General features: G+C 37.2%; 23 protein-coding genes. 5 read left to right on the top strand and 18 right to left on the bottom strand.

What is annotated here, in order from left to right:
- Positions 1-64: 64 nt before the first annotated feature.
- From ffh to CVS84_RS03160, 12 genes are all read right to left on the bottom strand, one after another.
- Positions 65-1,405, bottom strand: a complete 1,341-nt coding sequence (gene ffh, locus CVS84_RS03215; protein ID WP_107691129.1) for a signal recognition particle protein — start codon at positions 1,403-1,405, stop codon at positions 65-67.
- A 62-nt stretch (positions 1,406-1,467) separates the two neighbouring features.
- Positions 1,468-2,226, bottom strand: a complete 759-nt coding sequence (locus CVS84_RS03210; RefSeq protein WP_107691128.1) for an RluA family pseudouridine synthase — start codon at positions 2,224-2,226, stop codon at positions 1,468-1,470.
- Positions 2,223-3,359, bottom strand: coding sequence for a lipid IV(A) 3-deoxy-D-manno-octulosonic acid transferase (gene waaA, locus CVS84_RS03205; RefSeq protein WP_107691288.1), 1,137 nt, complete (start codon positions 3,357-3,359; stop codon positions 2,223-2,225). Before waaA ends, CVS84_RS03210 begins: the two co-directional genes overlap by 4 nt.
- A gap of 8 nt (positions 3,360-3,367) precedes the next feature.
- Positions 3,368-4,075, bottom strand: coding sequence for a zinc ribbon domain-containing protein (locus CVS84_RS03200; protein ID WP_054196578.1), 708 nt, complete (start codon positions 4,073-4,075; stop codon positions 3,368-3,370).
- Between the two features lie 16 nt (positions 4,076-4,091).
- Positions 4,092-4,814 (bottom strand): Nif3-like dinuclear metal center hexameric protein, encoded by a 723-nt coding sequence (locus CVS84_RS03195; RefSeq protein WP_107691127.1) that lies wholly within the window; start codon positions 4,812-4,814, stop codon positions 4,092-4,094.
- 6 nt (positions 4,815-4,820) lie between these two features.
- Entirely contained in the window at positions 4,821-5,681 is an 861-nt protein-coding gene (gene glyQ, locus CVS84_RS03190) for a glycine--tRNA ligase subunit alpha (RefSeq protein ID WP_107691126.1), read from the bottom strand.
- Between the two features lie 18 nt (positions 5,682-5,699).
- Positions 5,700-7,238, bottom strand: a complete 1,539-nt coding sequence (locus CVS84_RS03185; RefSeq protein WP_107691125.1) for an AbgT family transporter — start codon at positions 7,236-7,238, stop codon at positions 5,700-5,702.
- A 5-nt stretch (positions 7,239-7,243) separates the two neighbouring features.
- Positions 7,244-7,663 (bottom strand): GyrI-like domain-containing protein, encoded by a 420-nt coding sequence (locus CVS84_RS03180; protein ID WP_107691124.1) that lies wholly within the window; start codon positions 7,661-7,663, stop codon positions 7,244-7,246.
- A 3-nt stretch (positions 7,664-7,666) separates the two neighbouring features.
- Positions 7,667-8,140 carry a DUF3972 domain-containing protein gene (locus tag CVS84_RS03175; RefSeq protein ID WP_107691123.1) on the bottom strand — a complete coding sequence of 158 codons (474 nt, stop codon included), beginning with the start codon at positions 8,138-8,140 and terminating at the stop codon, positions 7,667-7,669.
- Between the two features lie 12 nt (positions 8,141-8,152).
- Positions 8,153-8,647, bottom strand: coding sequence for a 5-(carboxyamino)imidazole ribonucleotide mutase (purE, locus tag CVS84_RS03170; RefSeq protein WP_087585835.1), 495 nt, complete (start codon positions 8,645-8,647; stop codon positions 8,153-8,155).
- Positions 8,644-9,903: a peptidase U32 family protein gene (locus tag CVS84_RS03165; protein WP_107691122.1), complete on the bottom strand. Its 1,260-nt coding sequence runs from the start codon at positions 9,901-9,903 to the stop codon at positions 8,644-8,646. Before CVS84_RS03165 ends, purE begins: the two co-directional genes overlap by 4 nt.
- Positions 9,903-10,661 (bottom strand): chemotaxis protein, encoded by a 759-nt coding sequence (locus CVS84_RS03160; protein ID WP_107691121.1) that lies wholly within the window; start codon positions 10,659-10,661, stop codon positions 9,903-9,905. The genes CVS84_RS03165 and CVS84_RS03160 overlap by 1 nt, the downstream gene beginning before the upstream one ends.
- Before the next feature lie 135 nt (positions 10,662-10,796).
- Between CVS84_RS03160 and CVS84_RS03155 the strand changes: the two genes are divergently transcribed.
- Positions 10,797-11,576 (top strand): histidinol-phosphatase, encoded by a 780-nt coding sequence (locus CVS84_RS03155; protein WP_107691120.1) that lies wholly within the window; start codon positions 10,797-10,799, stop codon positions 11,574-11,576.
- Between the two features lie 88 nt (positions 11,577-11,664).
- Positions 11,665-13,095: a type I glutamate--ammonia ligase gene (gene glnA / locus CVS84_RS03150; protein ID WP_107691119.1), complete on the top strand. Its 1,431-nt coding sequence runs from the start codon at positions 11,665-11,667 to the stop codon at positions 13,093-13,095.
- A 101-nt stretch (positions 13,096-13,196) separates the two neighbouring features.
- Here the strand turns inward: glnA and CVS84_RS03145 are convergent, their stop codons facing one another.
- Entirely contained in the window at positions 13,197-13,802 is a 606-nt protein-coding gene (locus CVS84_RS03145; protein WP_107691118.1) for a LysE/ArgO family amino acid transporter, read from the bottom strand.
- Between the two features lie 152 nt (positions 13,803-13,954).
- Here CVS84_RS03145 and CVS84_RS03140 point away from each other — a divergent pair, with 152 nt between their 5' ends.
- Positions 13,955-15,592, top strand: coding sequence for a DNA polymerase III subunit gamma/tau (locus CVS84_RS03140; protein WP_107691117.1), 1,638 nt, complete (start codon positions 13,955-13,957; stop codon positions 15,590-15,592).
- Here CVS84_RS03140 and ccoS read toward each other — a convergent pair.
- Together ccoS and CVS84_RS03130 are read right to left on the bottom strand one after the other, a co-directional pair.
- A complete protein-coding gene (gene ccoS / locus CVS84_RS03135) occupies positions 15,579-15,821 on the bottom strand; it encodes a cbb3-type cytochrome oxidase assembly protein CcoS (protein ID WP_107691116.1) in 243 nt (80 codons plus the stop codon). The genes CVS84_RS03140 and ccoS overlap by 14 nt on opposite strands.
- Complete coding sequence (locus tag CVS84_RS03130; RefSeq protein WP_107691115.1) at positions 15,821-18,202, bottom strand: heavy metal translocating P-type ATPase; 2,382 nt, start codon at positions 18,200-18,202, stop codon at positions 15,821-15,823. The genes ccoS and CVS84_RS03130 overlap by 1 nt, the downstream gene beginning before the upstream one ends.
- Before the next feature lie 289 nt (positions 18,203-18,491).
- On the opposite strand from CVS84_RS03130, the gene rho reads away from it, so the two are divergent.
- On the top strand, positions 18,492-19,832 hold the full coding sequence (gene rho / locus CVS84_RS03125) for a transcription termination factor Rho (RefSeq protein ID WP_107691114.1): 1,341 nt from the start codon (positions 18,492-18,494) through the stop codon (positions 19,830-19,832).
- A 130-nt stretch (positions 19,833-19,962) separates the two neighbouring features.
- On the opposite strand, the gene CVS84_RS03120 is transcribed toward rho, so the two are convergent.
- Positions 19,963-20,175: a transcriptional regulator gene (locus tag CVS84_RS03120; protein ID WP_002941953.1), complete on the bottom strand. Its 213-nt coding sequence runs from the start codon at positions 20,173-20,175 to the stop codon at positions 19,963-19,965.
- 235 nt (positions 20,176-20,410) lie between these two features.
- On the opposite strand from CVS84_RS03120, the gene CVS84_RS03115 reads away from it, so the two are divergent.
- Positions 20,411-20,935 (top strand): outer membrane beta-barrel protein, encoded by a 525-nt coding sequence (locus CVS84_RS03115; protein WP_234411890.1) that lies wholly within the window; start codon positions 20,411-20,413, stop codon positions 20,933-20,935.
- 54 nt (positions 20,936-20,989) lie between these two features.
- Here CVS84_RS03115 and CVS84_RS03110 read toward each other — a convergent pair whose 3' ends face one another.
- Both CVS84_RS03110 and nusA read right to left on the bottom strand, forming a co-directional pair.
- Positions 20,990-21,469, bottom strand: a complete 480-nt coding sequence (locus CVS84_RS03110; RefSeq protein ID WP_107691113.1) for a GNAT family N-acetyltransferase — start codon at positions 21,467-21,469, stop codon at positions 20,990-20,992.
- On the bottom strand, positions 21,469-22,572 hold the full coding sequence (gene nusA / locus CVS84_RS03105) for a transcription termination factor NusA (protein ID WP_107691112.1): 1,104 nt from the start codon (positions 22,570-22,572) through the stop codon (positions 21,469-21,471). Before nusA ends, CVS84_RS03110 begins: the two co-directional genes overlap by 1 nt.
- Between the last annotated feature and the right edge of the window lie 96 nt (positions 22,573-22,668).

Here is a 22,668-nt window from a genome sequence, read left to right as displayed (position 1 = left end):
TCTCCTCTTGTTTTTAAATAAAGCTTAAATTTGGATAACAAATATCCAAATTTAAACCCTTTTATCAAACAGGTCTTTTAAGATTTGCTTGAGAAAGCATATTTACAAGTCCTTTTGCTCCACCTTTTCCTGAAAATTTCTTAGCAAGTTTTGAGGCATTTTCAAACTGCTTTAAAAATCGATTTACCTCTATCTGAGAAAGTCCAGAACCAGCCGCTAAACGTCTTTTTCTACTATTATTCAAAAGTTCAGGATTTTCACGCTCTTTTTGCGTCATAGAGTTTATCATAGCCTTAATATGTAAAATTTCTTTTGAATTATCAAGATCTATATCTTTTATCTGATTTGCAATATTTGAAAGACCAGGTATCATCCCCATCAAAGACTTCATACTACCAAGCTTTTTAACGCTTTCCATTTGATCTAAAAAGTCGTTAAAGTTAAACTGACCTTTTTTTATCTTTTGATTTAGACGTTTCGCTTCTTTTTCATCTATAATAGTCGATGTTTTCTCAACCAAAGTAGCTAAGTCACCCTCGCCCATTATACGGCTTACAATACGGTCTGGTATAAAACTCTCGATATCAGCAACTTTTTCACCAGTACCGACAAATCTAAGTGGGATATTTAGCTGTTTTGCGATACTAATAGCTACACCACCCTTTGAGTCAGAATCAAATTTAGAAAGGATAACTCCAGAAATTCCCAAAATTTCATTAAAACTTGTAGCTGTTTTTACGGCGTCTTGACCACTCATAGCGTCAGCCACGTAGAAAATTTCATGTGGATTTATCGCATTTTTTATATCTTTTATCTCTTGCATCAACTTTTCATCGATCGCAAGACGACCAGCGGTATCCACTAAAAGCACGTCATAAAGACCACTTTTTGCTTTTTCTAATGCCTCTTTAGCTACTTTTATAGAGTTGTTTTCATTTTCTATATAAAAAAGATCGATCTCATTTGCAACGCAGAGCTGTCTTAGCTGCTCAACCGCCGCTAATCTTTGCAAATCACAAGCTGCAACTAAAACTTTTTTCTTTCTTAGTTTTAGATAGTTTGCAAGTTTGATAGTTGTCGTTGTTTTACCGCTACCTTGCAAGCCAGCCATTAAAACAATGGTCGGTGCAACTGACGCATAGACAAAGCCTTGGTTGCCAGGAGCTGTTAAGATAGTCGTTAAATTTGACTTGATCGCATCCAAGAAATTCTTTTGACCAACGCCAGTTTGCTTTAGTTCGCTTTCGATAGATGCGAGTAGATCTTTGGTGACTTTGTGGTGAACATCGGCTTTTAAAAGAGCTTTTTTAAGCACGTCAAGTGCGTTTTTTAGAGCTTTTTCATCATCTACAAAACGTATCTTGCTAACGGCTAATCTAAAAGACTCGCTAATTTGTTCGAACACCAATCACCTTTCCAAGTTGTTATTAAAGGGCGTATATTACTAAAAAATTTCTTTATTGCTCTTTAAATTTCAAATTTATTAGATAGCTCAAATCCAAGAGAGTTAAATTCTTTTGGGATCAGCGCTTTAAATTTATAGTTTAAAAGAGCGATAGAATAGGCATGCAAAAACATTCTATTTGCCCTATTTTTACCGTATTTCTCATCGCCAACGATAGGTAAATTTAAACTAGCCAAATGTACTCTTATCTGGTGTGTTCTGCCTGTTTTTATGGCAACTTTTACAAGCGTTTTTTTGCCAACAACCATGAGTGGCGAAATTTCACTGATCGCCTCTTTGCCATCTTTTGAGATCTTTGAAATGGCGCCATTTTTATTTTTTATCGTTAAGATCGGCTCATTTACGACCACTTCCTCGCTCATGATGCCCCTAACTGCGGCCACGTAAATTTTCTCAACCTTCATCTTTTTAAACTCATTTATGGCAAGACTCGCAAAATCGTCATTTTTGACAAGAAGTAGCACGCCGCTTGTGTCCTTATCGAGTCTATGAAGGAGTGGAAATTTATAAATTTGACTGATTTTTTCGCTAGTCACGGCAGCTGGCTTACTAATGGCTATCAAATTTTCATCTTCAAAGATAACGCTTGGCTTTGGCATCTCTTCGACACTAAATTTAGTATTTTCACTCATTAAAGCACGAGCGATCATCACCTTTTGCCCCTTGGCATAGACTAGTCCACTGTCGATTAGCTCCTTTGCCTCGTTATTTGAGATGTTTTTTTGTTTGGCTAAAATTTTATATGCTTTTTCTTCACTCATAAAGTGCTCCTTATATCTTCTATGATCGCATCAGCGCTTGCTTGCACGGCTATCCTGCTCTTTTTGGCCTCACCATCCATTATGCCGACAATCTCGCTAGCTTTTGCAATATAGATGTTTTCAACTAGGCTAAATAACGCCTTTTGGTTAAATATAAACTCGCCGCTGATTATCACTGGGTTAAATTGTGCACACTCGATTGGATTATGGCCGCCGATATTTGGCACAAAACTGCCTCCAAGCACGACTATATCGCTAATAGCATAAACATTTACAAGTTCACCAAGAGTATCAAGTAAATTTATCTTTGCTTCAAATTTATGTGTTTGGCTAAATTTCGCAAAACAAAAGCCATACCTTTTAGCGTATTCGGCTGCTAACTTTTCCACTTCTGAAAATCTCTCAGGGTGGCGTGGTGCGATAATTAAAAGATCGTTTTCTTTTAAATTTAAATTTTGCAAAATCATCTCTTCTTCGCCAGCATGCGTGCTTGCTAGCACGATCACTCTAGCTTTTGGTTTTTCATAAATTTTACTCACACTTGGCAAAAATGCAGCTTTTATATTGCCAGTGACATCTATTTCACCTGCCCCAAGTGACTTTAGGCGCTCTTTATCAAGCTCGCTTTGGGCGTAAATTTTATCTATAAATTTAAAAAGATATCTGTAAAAAAAGCCAAATTTCAAGTAGCTTTTGTAGCTTCTATCTGAAATTCTAGCGTTTATCAGTATCACACGGCTGCCTTTTAGTTTTGCCATAAAAACTAGCATAAGCCAAAGCTCAGCCTCAAAAATGACTAAAATTTTGCTCTTTTTTAGCCAAAATGGCAAGAAAATTTCAAATGGTAAAAATCTCGTGTTTGAGTAAATTTTACTCGCTGCTTCAAAGCCGGTATTTGTCACTACGCTTATAGCCTTGCTCTCAAATTTTTGTATCAATGGTTTGAGTGCTTGCACCTCGCCAAATGAGCAAGCGTGAAAATGCACATCTGCATCTTGAAATTTAGGATTATTAAATAGAAAAAAACGTGCTGGAATCGACTTATGATACTTTTTTTTAAAACTTAAAAAAAATAAAAAGATAGCCCCAAAGAGATAGAGTATTGAGGCTAGAAAGTAATATATTATTATCACGAAATGTGTTATTGCTCTTGTTTGTATAAAATTCTGCCACAATGCGGACATGTAACGATATCTTCGCCCTTGATAACAGCAGAGAAAGTTTTGTCATTTATCTGCATAAAGCAACCATAACAAGCTTGTTTTTTTACAGGAACAACGGCTGTGTTATGAGCCCATTTTCTAATTTTTTCATAAAATGCGAGAATTTTTTGATTCATAGTGGCGATAAGCTTGTCTTTTTTAGCATAAACTTCTTCACGTTCTTTCCCGATATTTTCAAGCTCAGATGAAGTTTTGCTTTTTATATTTTTTAAATTCTCCTCAAGCTCAGCTTTTTTTGCACCAAGCTCATCTTTTTGACTATTTTTACTATCTATTAGCTTCTCAAGTCTGGCAATCTCTTCATTTGCAGCCTCAAGTTGTTCTTTTGCAATATCCTCTTCAAGACTTAGAGCTTTTATCTCCTTTTCGCTTTTTGCGCTTGAGCTTTTTTTAGCTACATCTTTTATCTTCGCACTAAACTCGGCAATATGAGCATTCGTGCCTGATTTTTGAGACTTTAAGTCATTTACCTCTTCATCTAGTCTTTCTATATTAACCGTTATGGTTTCGCACTCTTCTTCTATATTTTTATAAGCCTTTTCTATGTCTTGAATGCGTGGTATAAAGCCATCTATTTGTTTATCAAGATCAGATAATTCAACTAATTGTTGTAAGTATTTATTCATAATGTTTCCTTTTTTGTTAGCAATATGTAAATGGATTTTTAGAATTGCGTATTATAACTTCAATTTTCAGATTTTGCAAATATTTTGCTAAAAAATCACCAAAGTAACGTTCACTTTCATAGTGATTTATATCGATTAAATTTAGCCCGTTTTCCTTTGCATAAAGAGCTTGGTGATACTTTAGATCACCCGTTAAAAAGACGTCTGCTTTTACATCTTGGATGAGATCTGCGCCACTTCCGGTGCAGATACAAATTTTAGAAATTTCATCTTTTGCATGAACCACTCTTAAAATTTCTAATCCAAGTTTTTCTTTTACAAATTTGCAAAGCTCACTAAATTTCATCTTCACATCAGCGTAGATCAAAAAACCCTCTTTGCTTGAAATTTCAAGTCCCAAAACCTGCGTCACAAATTTTTCATTTAAAAAGGTAAGATCGGCATTTGTATGAAGCGAGATGAGCGAGATATTTTTTATCATCATCTCTCTTATGAGAGAGCTTGGATAAAAACTGTAGTCTAAGCTCTTTAGCCCCTTAAAAATGAGCGGATGGTGAGTGATGATGAGCGAATTTGGCAAGACATTTTGCAAAAGTTTACTATCCAAATCAAGACTTAGATAAATTCGCTCAAATTCGCTATCAAATGAGCCAACTTGTAGGCCACTATTATCCCAAGACTCTTGACTCGCAAACGGGCAAATTTCATCTAAAATTTTATAAATTTCAGCTATTTTCATCAAATTTTACTTTTGTTCCAAGCTTTCTTTGTAGGTCAGTGCACACTCTTTTGCAAGCTCACGAATTTTTAAGATGTAGTCTTGCCTTTGTGTTACACTTATCGCTCCACGTGCATCAAGGACATTAAAAGTATGAGCCGCAAGCATGCAATAATCATACGCTGGCAGTGAAATTTTAGCCTCTAAGCAGCGTTTGCACTCGTTAAATGCATTTTCAAACTGGTTAAAAAGCATATCAACATTTGCCACTTCAAAGTTATATTTACTCCACTCATACTCGCCTTGCTTGTGTACATCGGCGTAGGTTACGATGCTTCCATCCCTGTCATCCCAAACGATGTCGTAGACACTATTTACGTCTTGGAGATACATGGCCAAACGTTCAAGGCCGTATGTTATCTCACCAGAGATCAGCTCGCATGCGATGCCACCCACTTGTTGAAAATACGTAAACTGCGTCACCTCCATGCCGTCTAGCCAGACCTCCCAGCCTAGCCCCCAAGCGCCCAGCGTTGGGCTCTCCCAGTTATCCTCGACGAAGCGGATGTCGTGATTTTTTAAATTTAACCCAAGCTTTTCAAGGCTTTTTAAATAAAGCTCTTGGATATTTTCTGGACTTGGTTTTATAAGTACCTGAAACTGATAATAAGCGCCTAGGCGGTTTGGGTTTTCGCCGTACCTACCATCAGTCGGGCGGCGAGATGGGGCAACGTATGCAGTAGCCCACGGCTTTGGTCCGAGGCTTCTTAAAAAAGTCGCTTGGTGATAGGTGCCCGCACCTGCTGGCATGTCGTATGGCTGAAGTATAACGCAACCTTGCTCTTGCCAATAGTTTTGAAGGGTTAATATTATTTGTGAAAATGTCATTGCTTTCCTTTTAAAATTTTACTTTACATAGTGTATAACTGCGCCGGGTCCTAGTGGTAGATCAAAAATGTACCAAAATGATATTAGCGCTGTCCAAGAAATTAAAAATGCAACCGTATAAGGAAGCATAATGGAAATTACTGATCCGATTTTTAACTCTTTATTGTATTTTTGCATAAAAGCTACTATCAAAACAAAAAATGGCATCAAAGGCGTTATGATATTTGTAGTAGAGTCGCCTATTCTAAAAGCAGCCTGTGTAAGCTCTGGTGAGAGTCCAAGGTTCATAAACATTGGTACAAAAATCGGAGCCATCATCGCCCACTTTGCAGAATCAACAGCTATAAATAAATTTATAAAAGCGATCAAGAAAATAAAAACTATGATAAGGCTAAGTCCAGTTAACCCGATCTCTTTTAGAAAAATAGAACCTTTGATAGAAAGTACTAGCCCAATATTTGAGGTATTAAAAAGATATGTAAATTGGGCTGCAAAAAATATCAAAACCAAAAATCCTGATAGCTCAGAAATAGATTGCTCCATAAATTTTATGGCGTCATTACTGCTTTTTATACTCCTAGCACCTACACCGTAAGCGACACCTACCACTATAAAAAGTAACATCATAAAAACAACAATAGAATGCATAAAAGTAGATTTCATAAAGCTTTCATTGCCTTTTGCTCCAAATAAAGAGCCTGAAGGCAAAATAGCCACAAGCAATAAAATCACAAAAACAATTAACGCTATTAGTGAAAATTTTAAGCCACGTTTTTGCTCTGCACTTATCTCTCTATGCTCTTTTAGACTAAAATCACCTAAAAAATCAAATTTACCAAGCCTAGGCTCTATGATTTTATCCGTTACAAACCAGCCAACAAATACGATCAAAAATGTCGAAGCGATCATAAAATACCAATTTGCAGTTGCTAGTACTACATAATCTGGATTTAACACGCTAGCTGCTTGCATAGAAAATGCCGCAAACATTGGGTCATTTGTACCGATTAATAAATTTGCCGACCAACCACCGCTAACACCAGCAAAAGCAGCAGCTAATCCAGCAATTGGATGACGACCAAATCCAGCAAATAAAATAGCTCCAAGCGGGATTAGCACAACATAGCCAACAGAGGAAGCAACATTTGACATTACACCAAGAAAAATAACGATTGGAGTTACCCATATTTTGGAAGATTTTAAGGCAATCTTTGTCATAAGCGCTGACAAAAGTCCGGACTTGTCTGCAATACCAATACCTAGAATAATTGCAAAGACTACTCCCAAAGGATAAAAACTAGTAAAATTTTTAAGTACAGACGAAACAAAAGATCTAAGACTATCAGCAGAAAGCAAATTTATAACATTTGCATTAAGCTGTGATATTTGTCCATCTTTGATAGCCTGATAGCTTACGCCAACGCCAATCTTTTCTAATACAAACGATATTATTATCGTAATAATCGAAAGATATATAAAAAGCATAGTTGGATTTGGCAATTTGTTACCAAAATTTTCGATAAAACTTAAGATTGAACTACTGTTTTTTTTATTCATTTTTCCTAACCTAAAATAGATATAAAAAATTTTATCTCATCGCTGCCGTAAAGCTCAAAATCTGTTTCATAGGCTCTTTTTAGCTCACTACTTTCAAAATATTTCCAAATTTCACCCCAAAATTTTGCTATGTTTTGCGGCTCTCTTGCAAAACTAAAAACAGCATATTTGCCACTTTTTATCTCTAAAATTTTATCACTTTTGTGGCTTGATCTTGTGCCGATGAAGTTATCGTAATGTCCATTAAGATCACTTTCATAGTTGTAGTAAACGCTATAAATTTCGCTCTTACCATCGTAGTGCTCACTCATAAATTTAGACCATAAAGCTGGAATTTTACCCTCGCCGCCTATCTCGTCTTCATTTTTAGTACGAGTTTTTACTCCGAAAATTTCAAAGCTTTCCTCTAAATTTATAATCTTCATAAACTACTTTTGTCCATTAAAATTTTCAACCGCTTGGTTCCACATGAGCTTGTATTTTCGTTTTAGAAATTCAACTTCATCTTGTGAAATTTTAAGCTGTTTTGTAAGCGTCTCGACCGTTTTTCTATCCTCATCATAGAGTTCTTGCATCGAAATGAGCGCCTCTTTTAAAAATTTATTCTCATTTCTTAAAGTTTCAAGCGTCTCATCCTTTGCGTCAAGCACCTTTTCGTGTAAATTTAATATCGTTCCAATCGTCTTTTCAACAAAGCTGATACCATCTTGGCCTTGCGGTTGCATAGATAAATTTTGCGAAACACTAGGCACAGCACTCATCGTTCCTTCGCTCGCTTCTATCAAAATTTCTCCATTTTCCTCTTTGGTTTTCAAAACGCCACGATTTATCATATCTTCGATAACTTCACGCTCCAAGTGCACAAGTTTGCAAAATTCATCAACTCCAAGATAGGTCTGCACCGCTTCTCCTTTTTACAGTATCACTTCAACCTTTGAAGAGTCTTCCTCCAAGGCCTTTACCTTCGCCTCTCTATCAGCTTTTAGAGCACTTGCCAGACTATCATCTTCAAGGGCTAAAATTTGCACTGCCAAATAGGCCGCATTTATAGCACCAGCCTTGCCGATAGCTAGAGTTGCCACTGGCATGCCACTTGGCATTTGTACAGTTGAGTAAAGTGCATCAACGCCGCTAAGAGCTGAGCCAGCCATTGGTATGCCGATCACTGGCTTTGTAGTATTTGCAGCGATAGCTCCAGCTAGGTGAGCCGCCATACCAGCAGCTGCGATGAAGACTTTTGCGCCTTTTTTTTCTGCATTTGCGACGTACTCGCTCGTTCTTTTTGGACTTCTGTGAGCTGAGCTGATTATCAGTTCATATTTTACGCCAAATTTTTCAAGAGTCTTTGCCGCCTCGCTAACGATCTCATAGTCGCTTTTACTTCCCATTATAATAGAAACAAATTTCATATTTTCTCCCTCAAAAAGCTAAATTTTGGCAGCTTAACACCAAGATTTATCTCGTTTTCATTGCCACTGTGAATTTCACTCATGACCTTACCTTTTTTGGTGATGAGCTGTTTAAATTTGATAAATTTCTTACCATCTTGTGAATAAATCTCAGAAATTTCATTTTCACCATCTTCTATAACCGATCCAGTAGGAGCCACGATCTCGTAGCTATTGCCTGGAAAAATTTTATATTTACACTTAAAAAATTCGCCATCTTCGCTTATGGCATTTACCTGATGTGTGCCCTCTTCTAGGCTGCTAACATGATTTTGCGTATCTATTCGCTCATAAGGCCTATGCACCAAGTAGCCGTCCGTAAAGCCGCGATTTTTCAGCGTATTTATCTCATTTTCATAAATTTGTGCGTTAAATTTATCATTTAACGCATCATCTATCGCCATTTTATAGGCTCTTGCTGTACAAGCTGCGTAGTACTCGCTTTTTGTGCGACCTTCTATTTTTAAGCTATCTATCACGCCACTATTAACGATATCTTTGATGTGAGAGATGAGACAAAGATCTTTTGAGTTCATAATATGAGTGCCGCTTTCGTCCTCTTCTAAGCGAAAAAGCACACCGCTCTCTTCGTTTTTGGCGTAGAGTTCATACTTAAATCTGCAGTCATTTGCGCAGCTGCCACGGTTTGACATACGTCCGCTTTGCACTGAGCTCACCAAACACCTACCAGAGTAAGCAAAGCACATTGAGCCATGTACAAAAATTTCAATATCAAGAGTTGGAATTTCTTCTTTTATCTTTATGACATCTTTCAAGTTCATCTCGCGTGCTACGACGATACGTTTTGCGCCCATATCGTGATAAATTTTTGCATCAAGCACGTTCATGACATTTGCTTGAGTTGAGAGATGTATCTCGATATCAGGAGCGATGGCTTTTGCTAGACTCATAACGCCTGGAGTTGCGATAATAAAGGCGTCTGGCTTCATCGCTGAAATAGTTTGCAAGTGCCTTTTTAGCGGTTCTATCTGAGAGTTAAAAGGAAAGGCATTTATGGTCGCATAAAATTTCTTTCCCTTTGCATGTGTGTAGTCTATCGCCTCTTTGAATGTTTCAAGGTTAAATTCGCGCGCCGAACGAGTGCGAAGCGAAAAGCTCGCCACCGAGCCATAAACAGCATCGGCTCCATACTCAAGGGCGATTTTAAGTTTTGTTAAATTTCCAGCTGGAGATAAAAGCTCAGGCCTTTTTAGCACTATTTTTTACCCAAACTTTCTATCAAGGCTTCGATATCGTCGTTGCTGACAAGATTTTCAGTCGTTGTATCACCAGCGATATGAACAGCGGAGCTAACACGCTTATCATCGTCAATTTTACCTTCAAACAAGGTATTCATATATTTACTTAGCGCCCTCATAACGTTGATAACACGCTCGATCTTTTGTCTATGGATATCCTGATACTGCATCATATCCATAGCCATCATGATCTCATCTTGTCCCATTTGTAAATTTCCGATGATATTATCGATCGTGCCAAGAAGTGAGTTATTTTTCTCTAAAGCTTCGCTAAATGCGGCAATATTTGGAAATTTCTGACTTAGTGTCGTAAATAGCTCTATGTTTGAGTTTATCGCATCCTTTAAGCTATTTGAGTCACCCTCAGCGTCCATAAAAAAGTTATTTATCGTCTCAAGCTTGTCAAACATCTGAGTAGCTTTTTCTTCGCTATCTCTTGTTACATCGTCAAGCTGATGAACCATTTTGTGATCTTCCGTTGGTGGTGGTGGTGGCCAAACACCATCTGCACTTACTCTGTAGTTTTCTGCATTCTTTGAATTACTTTCTGATTTTGACTGTGGCTCATCTTTAGTATCAATTGCTTCTGCAACTTCTGTTACCTCGTACGTATCCTCTTTGACGTCCGCAACCTCTTGGCCAGCATCTTCTTTAGCATTATCTAACTCATCATCTAGACCACCTGCCATAAGTGCGTCAAGTTCCTCTTGGGTCATAAAAGCTCCTAATAAAATTTGGCTTGATTATATAGGATTTAAATAAAAAGTAAGTTTAAAGGCAATGCTTTTATCTTTAAATTTATAAATTTTTAGATAGCATTTTTAAAAATAAACGACCTTAAAAGGCTAAAAATGACCGTCGATCTTCACAACCACACGCCACTTTGCAAACACGCAGTTGGCGAGCCAAGAGAGTATGTACAAAACGCAATAAAAGCTGGCACAAAATACTTTGGTTTTAGTGATCACGCACCAATGAACTACGATGAAGCTTACAGAATGAGCTTTGATGAAATGCAAGGCTATGAAGATAAAATTTTACGTTTAAGAGATGAATTTAGCGGTGAGATAGAAATTTTGCTTGGCTATGAGATGGATTTTTTAGATGGATTTATGGATGAGCGAGTTTTTGCTAGAAAGGTCGATTATCTAATAGGCTCCGTGCATTTTTTTAACGGCTGGGCATTTGACAATCCAGAATTTATCGGTGGTTACGAGGGCAAAGACTTAGATCAGATTTGGCAAGAGTATTTTGATCACGTAGAAAGATCGGCCAAGCTTGGTAAATTTGACATTATGGGGCACATTGATCTTTTAAAACTTTTTAAATTTTTGCCAAAAAAGGATGTTAGAATTTTGGCTAAAAATGCAGTAAATGCGATAAAAGAAGCAAATTTAGTTGTTGAGATAAATGCTGCTGGCTTTAGAAAACCTATCGGCGAGCAATATCCAAGCGTAAATTTACTTGAACTAATAGCCGAAAAAGATATAATCATCACCTTTGGCTCAGACGCTCACACAAAAGAAGATATCGGTAAAAATGGTGAAATTTGCGAGCAAATAGCTAGAGATTTAGGTTATTCAAAATGTGCTATTTTTAAAAATAGAGATAGAGAATTAGTAAAATTTTAGATTGGGTTCAAATAAAATATAAATTTAATCTTAAATATTAGGTTTTATGATAGAATACGAAAAATTTAAAAATTAAAAGGAGAAAAAAGTGGGAAAATTCGTCCAAAATATAGATCATTTTTTTGATTTTTGTAAAGAAAATGAAGTCAAATTTGTAGATTTTAGATTTACTGATTTAGGTGGTGCTTGGCATAGCATTAGCTACAACATAAAAGCTGTTACGAAAGAAAATTTTATAAATGGTATCCCGATGGACGCTAGTTCTATGCATGGCTGGCAACCAATCGATAAGAGCGACATGATAATGAAACCAGAAGCTACAACCACATTTTTAGACCCATTTACTTCTGATATTACAGTTGTTGTTTTTTGCGATATTTACGACATTTACAAGGGTCAAATTTATGAAAAATGTCCTCGCTCAATTGCAAAAAGAGCAATGCAATATGTAAAAGACAGTGGTCTTGGCGATGAGGCGTATTTTGGCCCTGAGAATGAATTTTTTGTCTTTGACAACGTCAAAATCATCGATAGCCCAAACTGTGCGATGTATCAAGTAGATAGCGAGGAAGGCGAGTGGAACGATGCTACTGACTTCAAAGATAGCTACAACACAGGTCATCGCCCACGCAGAAAAGGCGGTTACTTGATGACTCAGCCAATCGACAGCATGGTAGATCTAAGAGCCGAGATGATGCAAGTTCTAGAGCAAGTTGGTCTTGAAGTCTTTTTAGGACACCACGAAGTCGCTCAAGGACAAGGTGAGATCGGCGTAAAATTTGGTAACTTAGTCGAAGCCGCCGATAATGTCCAAATTTATAAATACGTCGTTCGCATGGTCGCTCACCTAAACGGCAAGACAGTTACATTTATGCCAAAACCACTTTATGGCGACAACGGAAGCGGCATGCACGTTCATCAATCAGTCTGGAAAGATGGTAAAAATTTATTCTATAAAGAGGGCAACTACGCAAATTTAAGTGATTTTGCAAGATACTATATTGGTGGTGTTTTAAAACACGCAAGAAGCGTTGCAGCCTTTACTAACCCAAGCACAAACAGCTATAAACGCCTAATCCCTGGCTTTGAAGCACCGTCTATCCTAACATACTCTAGCCAAAACCGCTCAGCGAGCATCCGCATACCTTACGGCGCTGGCGAGAAGTCAGTTAGGGCTGAGATGAGATTTCCAGATAGCACAGCAAACCCTTATCTAGCCTTTTCAGCGATGCTAATGGCAGGACTTGACGGCGTTAAGCACAAATATGAGCCAGTTGGTCCGATGGATGAAAATTTATTTAAACTTCATCTTGATGAGATCAGAGAGCGTGGCATAGAGCAGCTTCCACACACACTTCGTGGCAGCCTTGAAGCACTAATTCGCGACAACGAATACTTAAAACCAATAATGACCGATCTTTTCATAGATACCTATCAACACTTCAAATTTGAAACTCAAGTTTGGCCTTACGAAGCGCGCCCAACCGCTTATGAGTTTAAAACTTGCTTCTCTTGCTAATATAAAATTTTGCCTTGGCACACATGCCAAGGCTTTTCATACCAAACACAATTCATACAAAAATACAAAATATTTAACATAAAATTTTATGTATTTTATCCTTATACTTTGGCAAATAGCAAACTAAAAGCTATCACCAGCATAACAATTCCAACAAAAATTTCTAAAATTTTCCATGAAATTTCTTTGGCAAAAATTGGTGCTAAGACTCTAGTGCCGTATCCCAAAGAAAAGAAAAAGACTAATGATGCGAGACTAGCACCGATGCCAAAAATTATGTTTTCACCACCAAATTTTATTGAAACCGATCCTATTAGAAGCATCGTATCAAGATATACATGTGGATTTAGCCAAGTAAATGCAAGCGTTAAAAGTACTATTTTGCCAAATTTATGTTCATAGTTTGTGTTTGGGATTAGGCTTTTAGGGTTTTTAAAAGCACTATACAAACTTTTAAAACCATATACAAACAAAAAAGCAAAACCACCATATATGGCGACTTGTTTTATAAAAGTAAATTTTTGTATCACTTGTCCAATGCCAAAAACACCAGCAAATATAAGCAAGGCATCGGATAATGCACATATCAAGCAAACTACAAAAATGTACTCTTTTTTTATTCCTTGTTTTAAAACAAATGCGTTTTGCGCACCAATAGCCAATATCAAAGATAAACTAGTAAAAAATCCACTCCAAAATGTAGACATTTTCATCCTTTTTAAATTACCAATTATCTAAAATTTAACTAAATGCAACCTAAAAACATAAAAATTTTAACCCAATTTAAAGATATAAATAATCATAAATTTATACCTTTTTTTATAAAATCGGCAAATAAAAAATTGCAAAAGGAAAGCAGTTGCAAGCACTAGCTTTAAAATATCGCCCTAAAAATTTTGACGAACTTATCGGTCAAGAAGCCGTTAGTAAAAGTCTGATACACGCACTTGATGAAGGTCGCATCAGCCATGCATATCTATTTTCCGGACTTAGAGGAAGTGGAAAGACTTCAAGTGCTAGGATATTTTCAAAAGCTTTAGTGTGTGAAAAAGGCCCAACTTCAAAACCATGTGAAGTATGTCCACAATGCATCATGGCTAACGAGTCAAGACACATGGACATCATAGAGATGGACGCGGCCAGCCACAGAAAGATAGACGATATAAGAGAGCTGATCGAGCAAACAAAATATGCTCCAGCAATGGCAAGATATAAAATTTTTATAATCGATGAAGTGCATATGTTAACCAAAGAGGCATTTAACGCTCTTTTAAAAACACTTGAAGAGCCACCAAGCTATGTAAAATTTATCCTAGCGACGACTGATCCATTAAAACTCCCAACAACGGTGCTTTCAAGAACACAGCATTTTAGGTTTAAGCAAATAAGCAGATACAGCATCATTAAACATCTTGAGTTTATTTTAAGCAAAGAAGGCATTAGCTACGAAAAAGAGGCACTTGAAATTTTAGCAAGAAGTGGCGGAGGGTCGCTAAGAGATACTTTGACGCTTCTTGATCAAGCTATCATTTACGGTGCAAATAATGTCACGGCAAATGGCGTAGCATCGATGTTAGGACTTCTTGATCCAGAAAAGATCGAAGAGATAATAACTCATGTTTTAAATCATGATAAAAATGCCATTAGAGTGCTTGTAAGCGAACTTGAAAGCTACGATCCAGAGATGATAATAGATGAAATTTTGGCAAATTTAAAGCAAAAATTTATAGAAAACGACTCAAAAATTTCTCTACTTGTTTATGAAAGATTTTTTAGGATTTTGGCACAAGCTAAAGGTATGCTAAATGTAAGTAGCGACAATGGCTTTGTGCTAATGCTAATGCTTTTTATGATGATAGAAGCGCTAAATTTACAAGATATCGATGACGCTATAAATGAAGTGATCTCAAAAAATAGCGAAAATTCCACTCAAATCATAGAAGCCAGCACTCAAAAAAGCCAAGTAGCTCCTGCTAAGATGCAAGGTCCATACGAACTCTTCTTAACAAAAATTTATGATAGAAATTACGATCTTGGCGAGTTTTTTAAAGAATTCGTAGAATTTAGCTTTTTTAATAACAATGAGCTTGGACTGATAGTAAATGCAAAAGATGAAAATCTTGAATATTTTAAGAAAAATTGGAAAATCTTAAACGAGATATTGCGTACGCTTTTTGGACAAAATGCGAAGATAGTAAATGCAAAGAGTGATGAGCAAAAAGTACAAACTAAGACGCCTAAAGCCTCTTTAGAAAATAATGAAAAAAGCGAACTAGACGAGCTTGATGAGGAAATTTTAAGACTAAATGCAAATAACGTTGAAACTAAAAATGAGTCAAAAATCGAGATAAAAAGCGAGCTACAAAACGAGAAAAATAACTTTTCTTTGATGCTAAATAAAGAGCCAAAAACGCCAGAAGAGCTTCAAAGGCAAAGAGAACAAGGGGCTCTAAAAGAGGCCAATAGGCTTTTTGGTGAGCCAACTATCGAAAGTTAGCCTTATCTTTACTGCTAGCCTCTAGCCTCTTTTTTAGCGCTTCTTTTTTGCGAAGCTCTAACTCATAAGCTTCATTTAGTGCCTCTTCATCGTCCAAGTTTGCTCCGTCTAAAAATTTTCGGTAGTCCTCAAATTGCTTATTTTTTATCCCCCAAAGCACGCCAAAAAGCAAAAATGCTCCCATCAAAACCGAGATAAAAACCAGCATCGCAAGTGTCGCGCTATCCATTATTTTTCCTTAAATTTTCTAACAATATAAAGCGAGTTTAAGATAACACTTAGCGAGCTAAGCGACATAAAAAGCGCAGCAAATAGCGGAATGACGTAGCCACATACGGCAAATGGCAGAGCAAGAACATTATAAAGAAGGCAAAAGAGCAAATTTTGCTTTATCGTTTTGTAAGTAAATTTCGAGATTTTTACGGCCTTCGCTAGACTTTTTAAACTATCATCAAGTAGCACTACATCGCTTCTTTCTAAGCTTATTGCCGCCCCGCTTCCCATACAAATGGCAACATGAGCAAGGCTAAGCGCTGCTGCGTCGTTTATGCCATCTCCTACCATTAGCACCTTTTTGCCCTGCTCTTTTAGTTTGCTTATAAATTTAGCTTTCGTTTCAGGCAACATCTCTGCTCTAAACTCACTCACGCCAAGCTCATCTGCTACATTTTTTACCACTTTTTGCACATCTCCACTTAAGATACACACTTTCATGCCAGCGCTCTTTAGCTCGTCTATCAAGGCCTTTGCTTCAGGTTTTATGCTATCTTTTAGGTAAAATTTCGCCACTAACTCACCATTAAGCCCCACAAAAAAGCTCACATTTTCTTCAGCTTCATCAAAGCTAATACCATTTTCAACTAAAAATCGCTTGCTTCCTGCATAAAATTTTTTACCCGAAATTTCAGCCTCAACACCCTTTGCCACGCTTAAATTTGTATTTTTAAGCTCTAATTTTCTTGCGCCTTTTTGCTTTAGAAATTTAGCCACTGCCACGCTTATTTGATGATTTGATATAAGAGCTAGCGAATAAATTTCATCTAAGCTTATGCTCTCTTTTATGAAAAAATCACTAACCTCAAATTCTGCCTTTGTAAGCGTGCCAGTCTTATCAAATACTGCTACATCGCACTTTGCAAGGCTTTCAAAAAATTTAGCCTCCTTAAAAAGCACTCTATTTTTAAAAGCCACACCAAGGGCACAGACGCTACTAACTGGCGTGGCAAGGGCAAGCGCACAAGGGCAAGCGATCACGATGACGCTAACAGCCGTGACGATAGCTTCTGAAAAGCCAAATTTAAAGTACCAAAACCAAAATGTAAAAAATGCCAAAGTTAGCACGCTAAGAGAAAATTTAGAAGCGATTTTATTGACCACTAGCTCGATATTTGGTTTTTTTAGCTCTGCAGTTTGGAGTAAATTTATAAGCTGATTTAGATAAGAATTTTTAAAAATTTCCTTTGCTTCGTAGATGATTTGTCCATTTTGACAAATGACACCACTTTTCACCTCTTGCCCCACTCCCAAGGTCACAGGCAGGCTCTCTCCCGTTAGACTTGAGCTATCCACGCTTGCCTCGCCACTAAGCACCACTCCATCAAGTAGCGCCCTCTCGCCAGATCTAAGCACGATCTTTTCGCCCAAATTTACATCTCTTGGCTCTTTTAAAATATCCTTGCCATCCTCTAAAATACACACTTTTGCAAGCAGCATATCATTTAAGAAATTTGAAGTCTCAAGCGCCTTTTTCTTACCCAAAATTTCTAAAAATTTACCGATAAAAACAAAGGTGATGATCATCGCAACCGAGTCAAAATAGCTCTCGCCACTCCTCGTAAACATCGCAAAAATGGAGTAGATATAGGTTATGCTAGCCCCCGTGATAACGAGCAAATCCATATTTGGCGAAGCATTTTTTATGGCTATCTTTGCCCCTTTGAAAAACTCGCTACCAGTATAAAAAAGCACAGGCGTTGCTAATACAAACTGCGCAAAGCTTAAAATATCTTTTATGTCGCCTCTTATGCCACTAAAATACCCACTATACTGAGCAATGGCCAGCCACATAATGTTCATCGTAGCAAAGATACCAACTAGTGCTTTTGTGTAAAAATTTCTTCTTTTCTTGGCTAATTCGTCTTCTTTCGAACTCGTAGCATAGGGCTTTGGAACATAGCCAACGGCATAAATTTCTTCAATTATCTGCTCTACCAAAAGCTCCTGCTCATCAAAAACAATGACCGCTTTTTGATTAAGCGAGTTGATATTTACCTCCAAGACTCCAGACAAGCTAAAAAGTGCCTTTTCAAGTAGCCAGATGCAAGCTGAGCAAGTGATACCATCAATTAAAAATGAAATTTGACTAAAGTCGCCCTCTTTTGTCACAAGCTCGCTAAAATTTGCCGCTAAATTTTTGATATTTGCACCGTTGCTCGCCGGTGTAAGTGTATTTTTACCAAGACGTTCATAAAACTCGCTAAGCCCATTTTCATTTAAAATTTCATAAACGCCTTTGCATCCAACACAGCAAAATTTAAGTCCGCTTTCATTTGAGATCATCACGCTTTCATCAAATTTTAATCTACAATGAGCACATCTACTTTGTGGCATTTTTACTTTCTTTTATCTAAAATTTTTACCAATATTGTTGCATCACATGCCTATTACGCACCATATAAATTTATGGTAGGCAAACTGCAAAAATAGGCATAAATTTCTTCTTTTATTATCGTTATAAAATGGCGAGATTATAGCAAATCAACCATTTTTGAGCAAAAATTTTATTTTATACCATTTCTTGACAACAAAGTTTTATTTTTATAAAATGCCAAAACTTTCAAAAACTTCTTTTTGAAACCTAGAAATTCTGCAAAATTATCCCCACATTTAAAGAGGAAATATGGAAAATAACCAAACCGAGCAAGGTGCTACTCAAAGCACAAAAACTACAAAAAAACATCAAACATCAAGAACTCATGTACCAGTAGACGGACACAAGATCGAAGAGCTAAGAACACTTAGCCTAGATGAGCTAGTGCAGATCGCAAACAGCGTTGGTGTCGAAAATCCACGCGAATTTCGCAGACAAGATTTGATATTTGAGATCCTAAAAACCCAAACAAAACAAGGCGGCTTTATACTTTTTACTGGAATTTTAGAGATCACAAACGAAGGCTACGGCTTTTTAAGGGCTGTTGATGCAAATTTAAGCGACAGCTCAAACGACGCCTACGTTTCAAACTCACAAATTCGTAAATTTGCACTTCGTGTGGGCGACATCATCACAGGACAAGTTAGAGAGCCAAAAGATCAAGAAAAATACTACGCCCTTTTAAAGATCGAGGCGGTAAACTATATGCCTCTAGCGGATGCGAAAGAGAGGCCACTTTTTGACAACCTAACCCCACTTTTCCCAACCGAAAAGCTAAATTTAGAATACGATCCAATGAAACTAACAGGCCGTGTTCTTGATCTTTTTACACCTATTGGTAAGGGTCAGCGTGGCCTCATAGTCGCACCTCCAAGAAGCGGTAAAACTGAGCTTATGAAAGAGCTAGCTCATGGCATCGCTAAAAATCACCCAGAAGCCCAGCTCATGGTACTTCTAGTCGATGAGAGACCAGAAGAAGTTACAGACATGCAGCGCTGCGTAAAGGGTGAGGTATTTAGCTCGACATTTGACCTGCCAGCGCTTAATCACGTCCGCGTGGCAGAGCTAGTCATCGAAAAGGCAAAACGTCTAGTTGAGATGGGCAAAGACGTCATTATATTGCTTGATAGCATAACCCGTCTAGCACGTGCCTACAACACAGTGACCCCACCAAGCGGCAAGGTACTAACAGGCGGTGTAGACGCAAACGCACTTCATAAGCCAAAACGCTTCTTTGGTGCAGCTAGAAATATCGAGCATGGCGGCTCTCTAACCATCATAGCAACCGCTCTAATCGACACTGGCTCACGCATGGATGAAGTGATATTTGAAGAGTTTAAAGGCACTGGTAACAGCGAGATCGTACTTGATCGCAACATTTCAGACCGTAGAATTTACCCAGCTATCAACGTTCTAAAATCAGGCACAAGAAAAGAAGAGCTACTTCAAAAGCCTGATGAGCTTCAAAAAATTTGGGCTATTCGCTCTGCGATCGCTACAATGGACGATGTCGAAGCGCTTAAATTCTTATACGCAAAAATGCTAAAAACAAAAGATAACAAAGAGCTTCTATCTATCCTAAACGAGTAAATTTAACTGAGCTTGAAGCGCTTGCTTTGAGCTCAAATTTCTTCACTTAAAATATCTAGCTAAAAATATCTTAGAAATTTTGAATTTTCTAACTATTGCTATTATAAAAGAGATTACGATTTTTAAACGATTATTTACTAAATTTTTCTATGTCTTGATTGATTAAATTTTCATATTCGCAAAGCTCGTTGCAAGTCTTTTTACTCTGCTCGATAAGCTCATCAAATTTAAATCCAAGCATCACAATACGATAAAGGTTTGGCTTGTGTTTTCGCCAGTTGTAAAGCGTTGCGACATCAACGTCTAAATGATAAGCCATATCACGTTTTGTCATCTTAGCCACTTTACACTCCTTTTTTTGAGTGATTTTATAAATTTTATTCTGATAAGAAAACAATTGAATTATTTTATGTTTTTTATATATTTAATTGAATATTTAAACTTTATTTAATCCAATAAAATTTAGAATACCAGCCAAACATTTTTAAAATAAGGAGCAAAAATGAAAAATGTAGTTTTAAAAGTTGCTTTAGGCTTAAGCCTGGCTAGTGTCACTGCTTTAGCACAAGGAGCGTTTATTGGAATCGAAGGAGATTTACTCTTTTAATTCAAAATTAACAGCAAAAAGCGACAATGACACAACTAAAGTCAAAAAAGCTCAACCAGGTCTTGGTCTAAAAGCTGGTTACGACTTTGACGTAGCTAGAGTTTATGGAGCTTATATTTACGACTTTCAAGCCAAAAAGTCACTTGGTGACGAAGATGGCACAGTAGTAAAATGGAAAACACATAAATTTATAGTAGGCGCAGACTATACACCAGAGTTAACAAAGGACATAAAACTAGTTCTTGGTGGCTACACTGGCTACTCAAAGCTCAAAATGGATGTATTTGACACTCATGATGGCTCGGAAAAAGCTAATACAAATGGCTGGATACTAGGTGCAAGAATTGGTACAGAATACTCTATTAATAAAAACAATGCAGTTGAGTTTGGTCTAAAAGCAGATAGAACAAAATATAGCTCTATAGCAAAATATGATAATGCAAAAATAAAAGAGACAAATGTAGGTCTTTATTTGGGATATACATATAAATTTTAATCGCTCACAAGCTCAAATTTAAGAGTAAATTTGAGCTTTTTATTTAAAAACGAACTATAAATTTAAAAGTTTTTCTAAATTTTCACCGTCCAAGCGGTAGTTTCTCCACTCAAGAGATTGATTTTTAGCACCCAAGCTTTCATAAAATTTAATGCTTGGCTCATTCCAGTTTAGGCAGCACCACTCAAGCCTTTTTAAATTTTCATCCTTGCAAATTTGAGCTAAAAATTTAAAAAATGTCTTGCCGATGCCTTGATTTCTAAACTCTTTTTTGACATAGATATCTTCAAGATAGATCCCGCCAAGCCCCAAAAATGTAGAAAATGTGTAAAAATAGATAGCATAGCCAATAGCCCTGCCCTCGCTTTCGCAGATAAGAGCTTTTGCGTAATTTTTATTAAATATAGAGTCTGCGAAAATTTCATTTGTAAAAGTGACTTGGTCACTCAAATTCTCATAGCTGGCAAGCTCTCTTACAAGCTCGCAGATCACGTCTATATCGCCCTCAGTCGCTTTTCTTATTTGAAATTTCATTAGTTATCACCAAAGAGTGCTTTTAGATCTTTAACCATTTCGCCATTTTCGCCGCTGCTGCTAGTTTTTGAGCCAAGTTCATTTAGCTCGATCTCATAGCCAGTTAGCATGCTTGCAAGGCGGATATTTATGCCGTTTTTGCCGATCGCTTTACTCTTTTGCTCGCTCGCAAGTGTAACAATCGCTTTGTTTTCCTCTATCTTTACTGATGTGATGATAGCTGGTCCCATCGCACGAGCGACAAATATCGCTGGTTCGGTGGCGTATTCGATCGCATCAATGCTTTCATTATGAAGCTCTTTACTTACGGCATTTATCCTAACGCCCTTTGTGCCGACTGTTGCGCCGACTGGATCGATGTTTGGAGTAGTTGAAATGAGTGCTACTTTGGCCCTTTCACCAGGGATTCTAGCACTTCCTTGAATGATGATGCCGCCATCTTTTATCTCTGGCACCTCTGAAGTTAGTAGCGCTTCAAGAAATTTAGGCGAAGTCCTTGAAAGTTCGACCTTTATGCCTAAATTTTTATCTGTAAAAACTTTTCTAATAACCGCTTTTACCACATCGCCTACTTTAAATTTCTCGCCTTTTATGCGGTTTTTACGTGGTAAGATGGCACGAAGCTCGTCTATCTCGATAAATGTGTTTTCGTCGTTATCGACCCTTACAACTGGTCCAAAGACCATGTGACCGCTCATCTCATTATATTTTTGTAAAATTTTCTCTTCAACTAGGCGTTGGATGTGATACTCGAGCTCCTTGTGAAGCGTTTGGGCTGCGGTTCTGCCAAGGTTATCAAGGCTTAGCTCGTATGTTAGCTCATCGCCGATTTCAACACCGCTGTCTATTTTCTTTGCCTCTTTTAAGCTCAAAAAGTGCTCGTTGTCCTCTTCAAGCCTCTCGTCGTCGTTTGCTACGATTGAAATTTTTTGATAAAGCTTTAAATTTTTATTAGCATCGATGCTCACGTCATACTCATAATTTTCTCCATAAACCCTTTTTGCAGTATTTATCAAGGCTCTTATAACACGCTCTTTTACATCTTCTATCTCTAAATTTTTCTCATTTGCAATTGACTCTATAATGTCTGATATTCTTTCCATTTTTTCTCCATTGTGACGATAAATTTCGGGGATTTTTCGTGAAGTTTTGAAATTATACATAAGCCATACTTTTAATAACTTTAAGCTTATTATTAA

The sequence above is a fragment of the Campylobacter concisus genome (assembly GCF_003048575.1).
Classification (GTDB): Bacteria; Campylobacterota; Campylobacteria; order Campylobacterales; family Campylobacteraceae; genus Campylobacter_A; species Campylobacter_A concisus_U.
The sequence above is the reverse complement of the archived record's forward strand: the minus strand, read 5'-3'. Positions and strand labels throughout refer to the sequence as shown.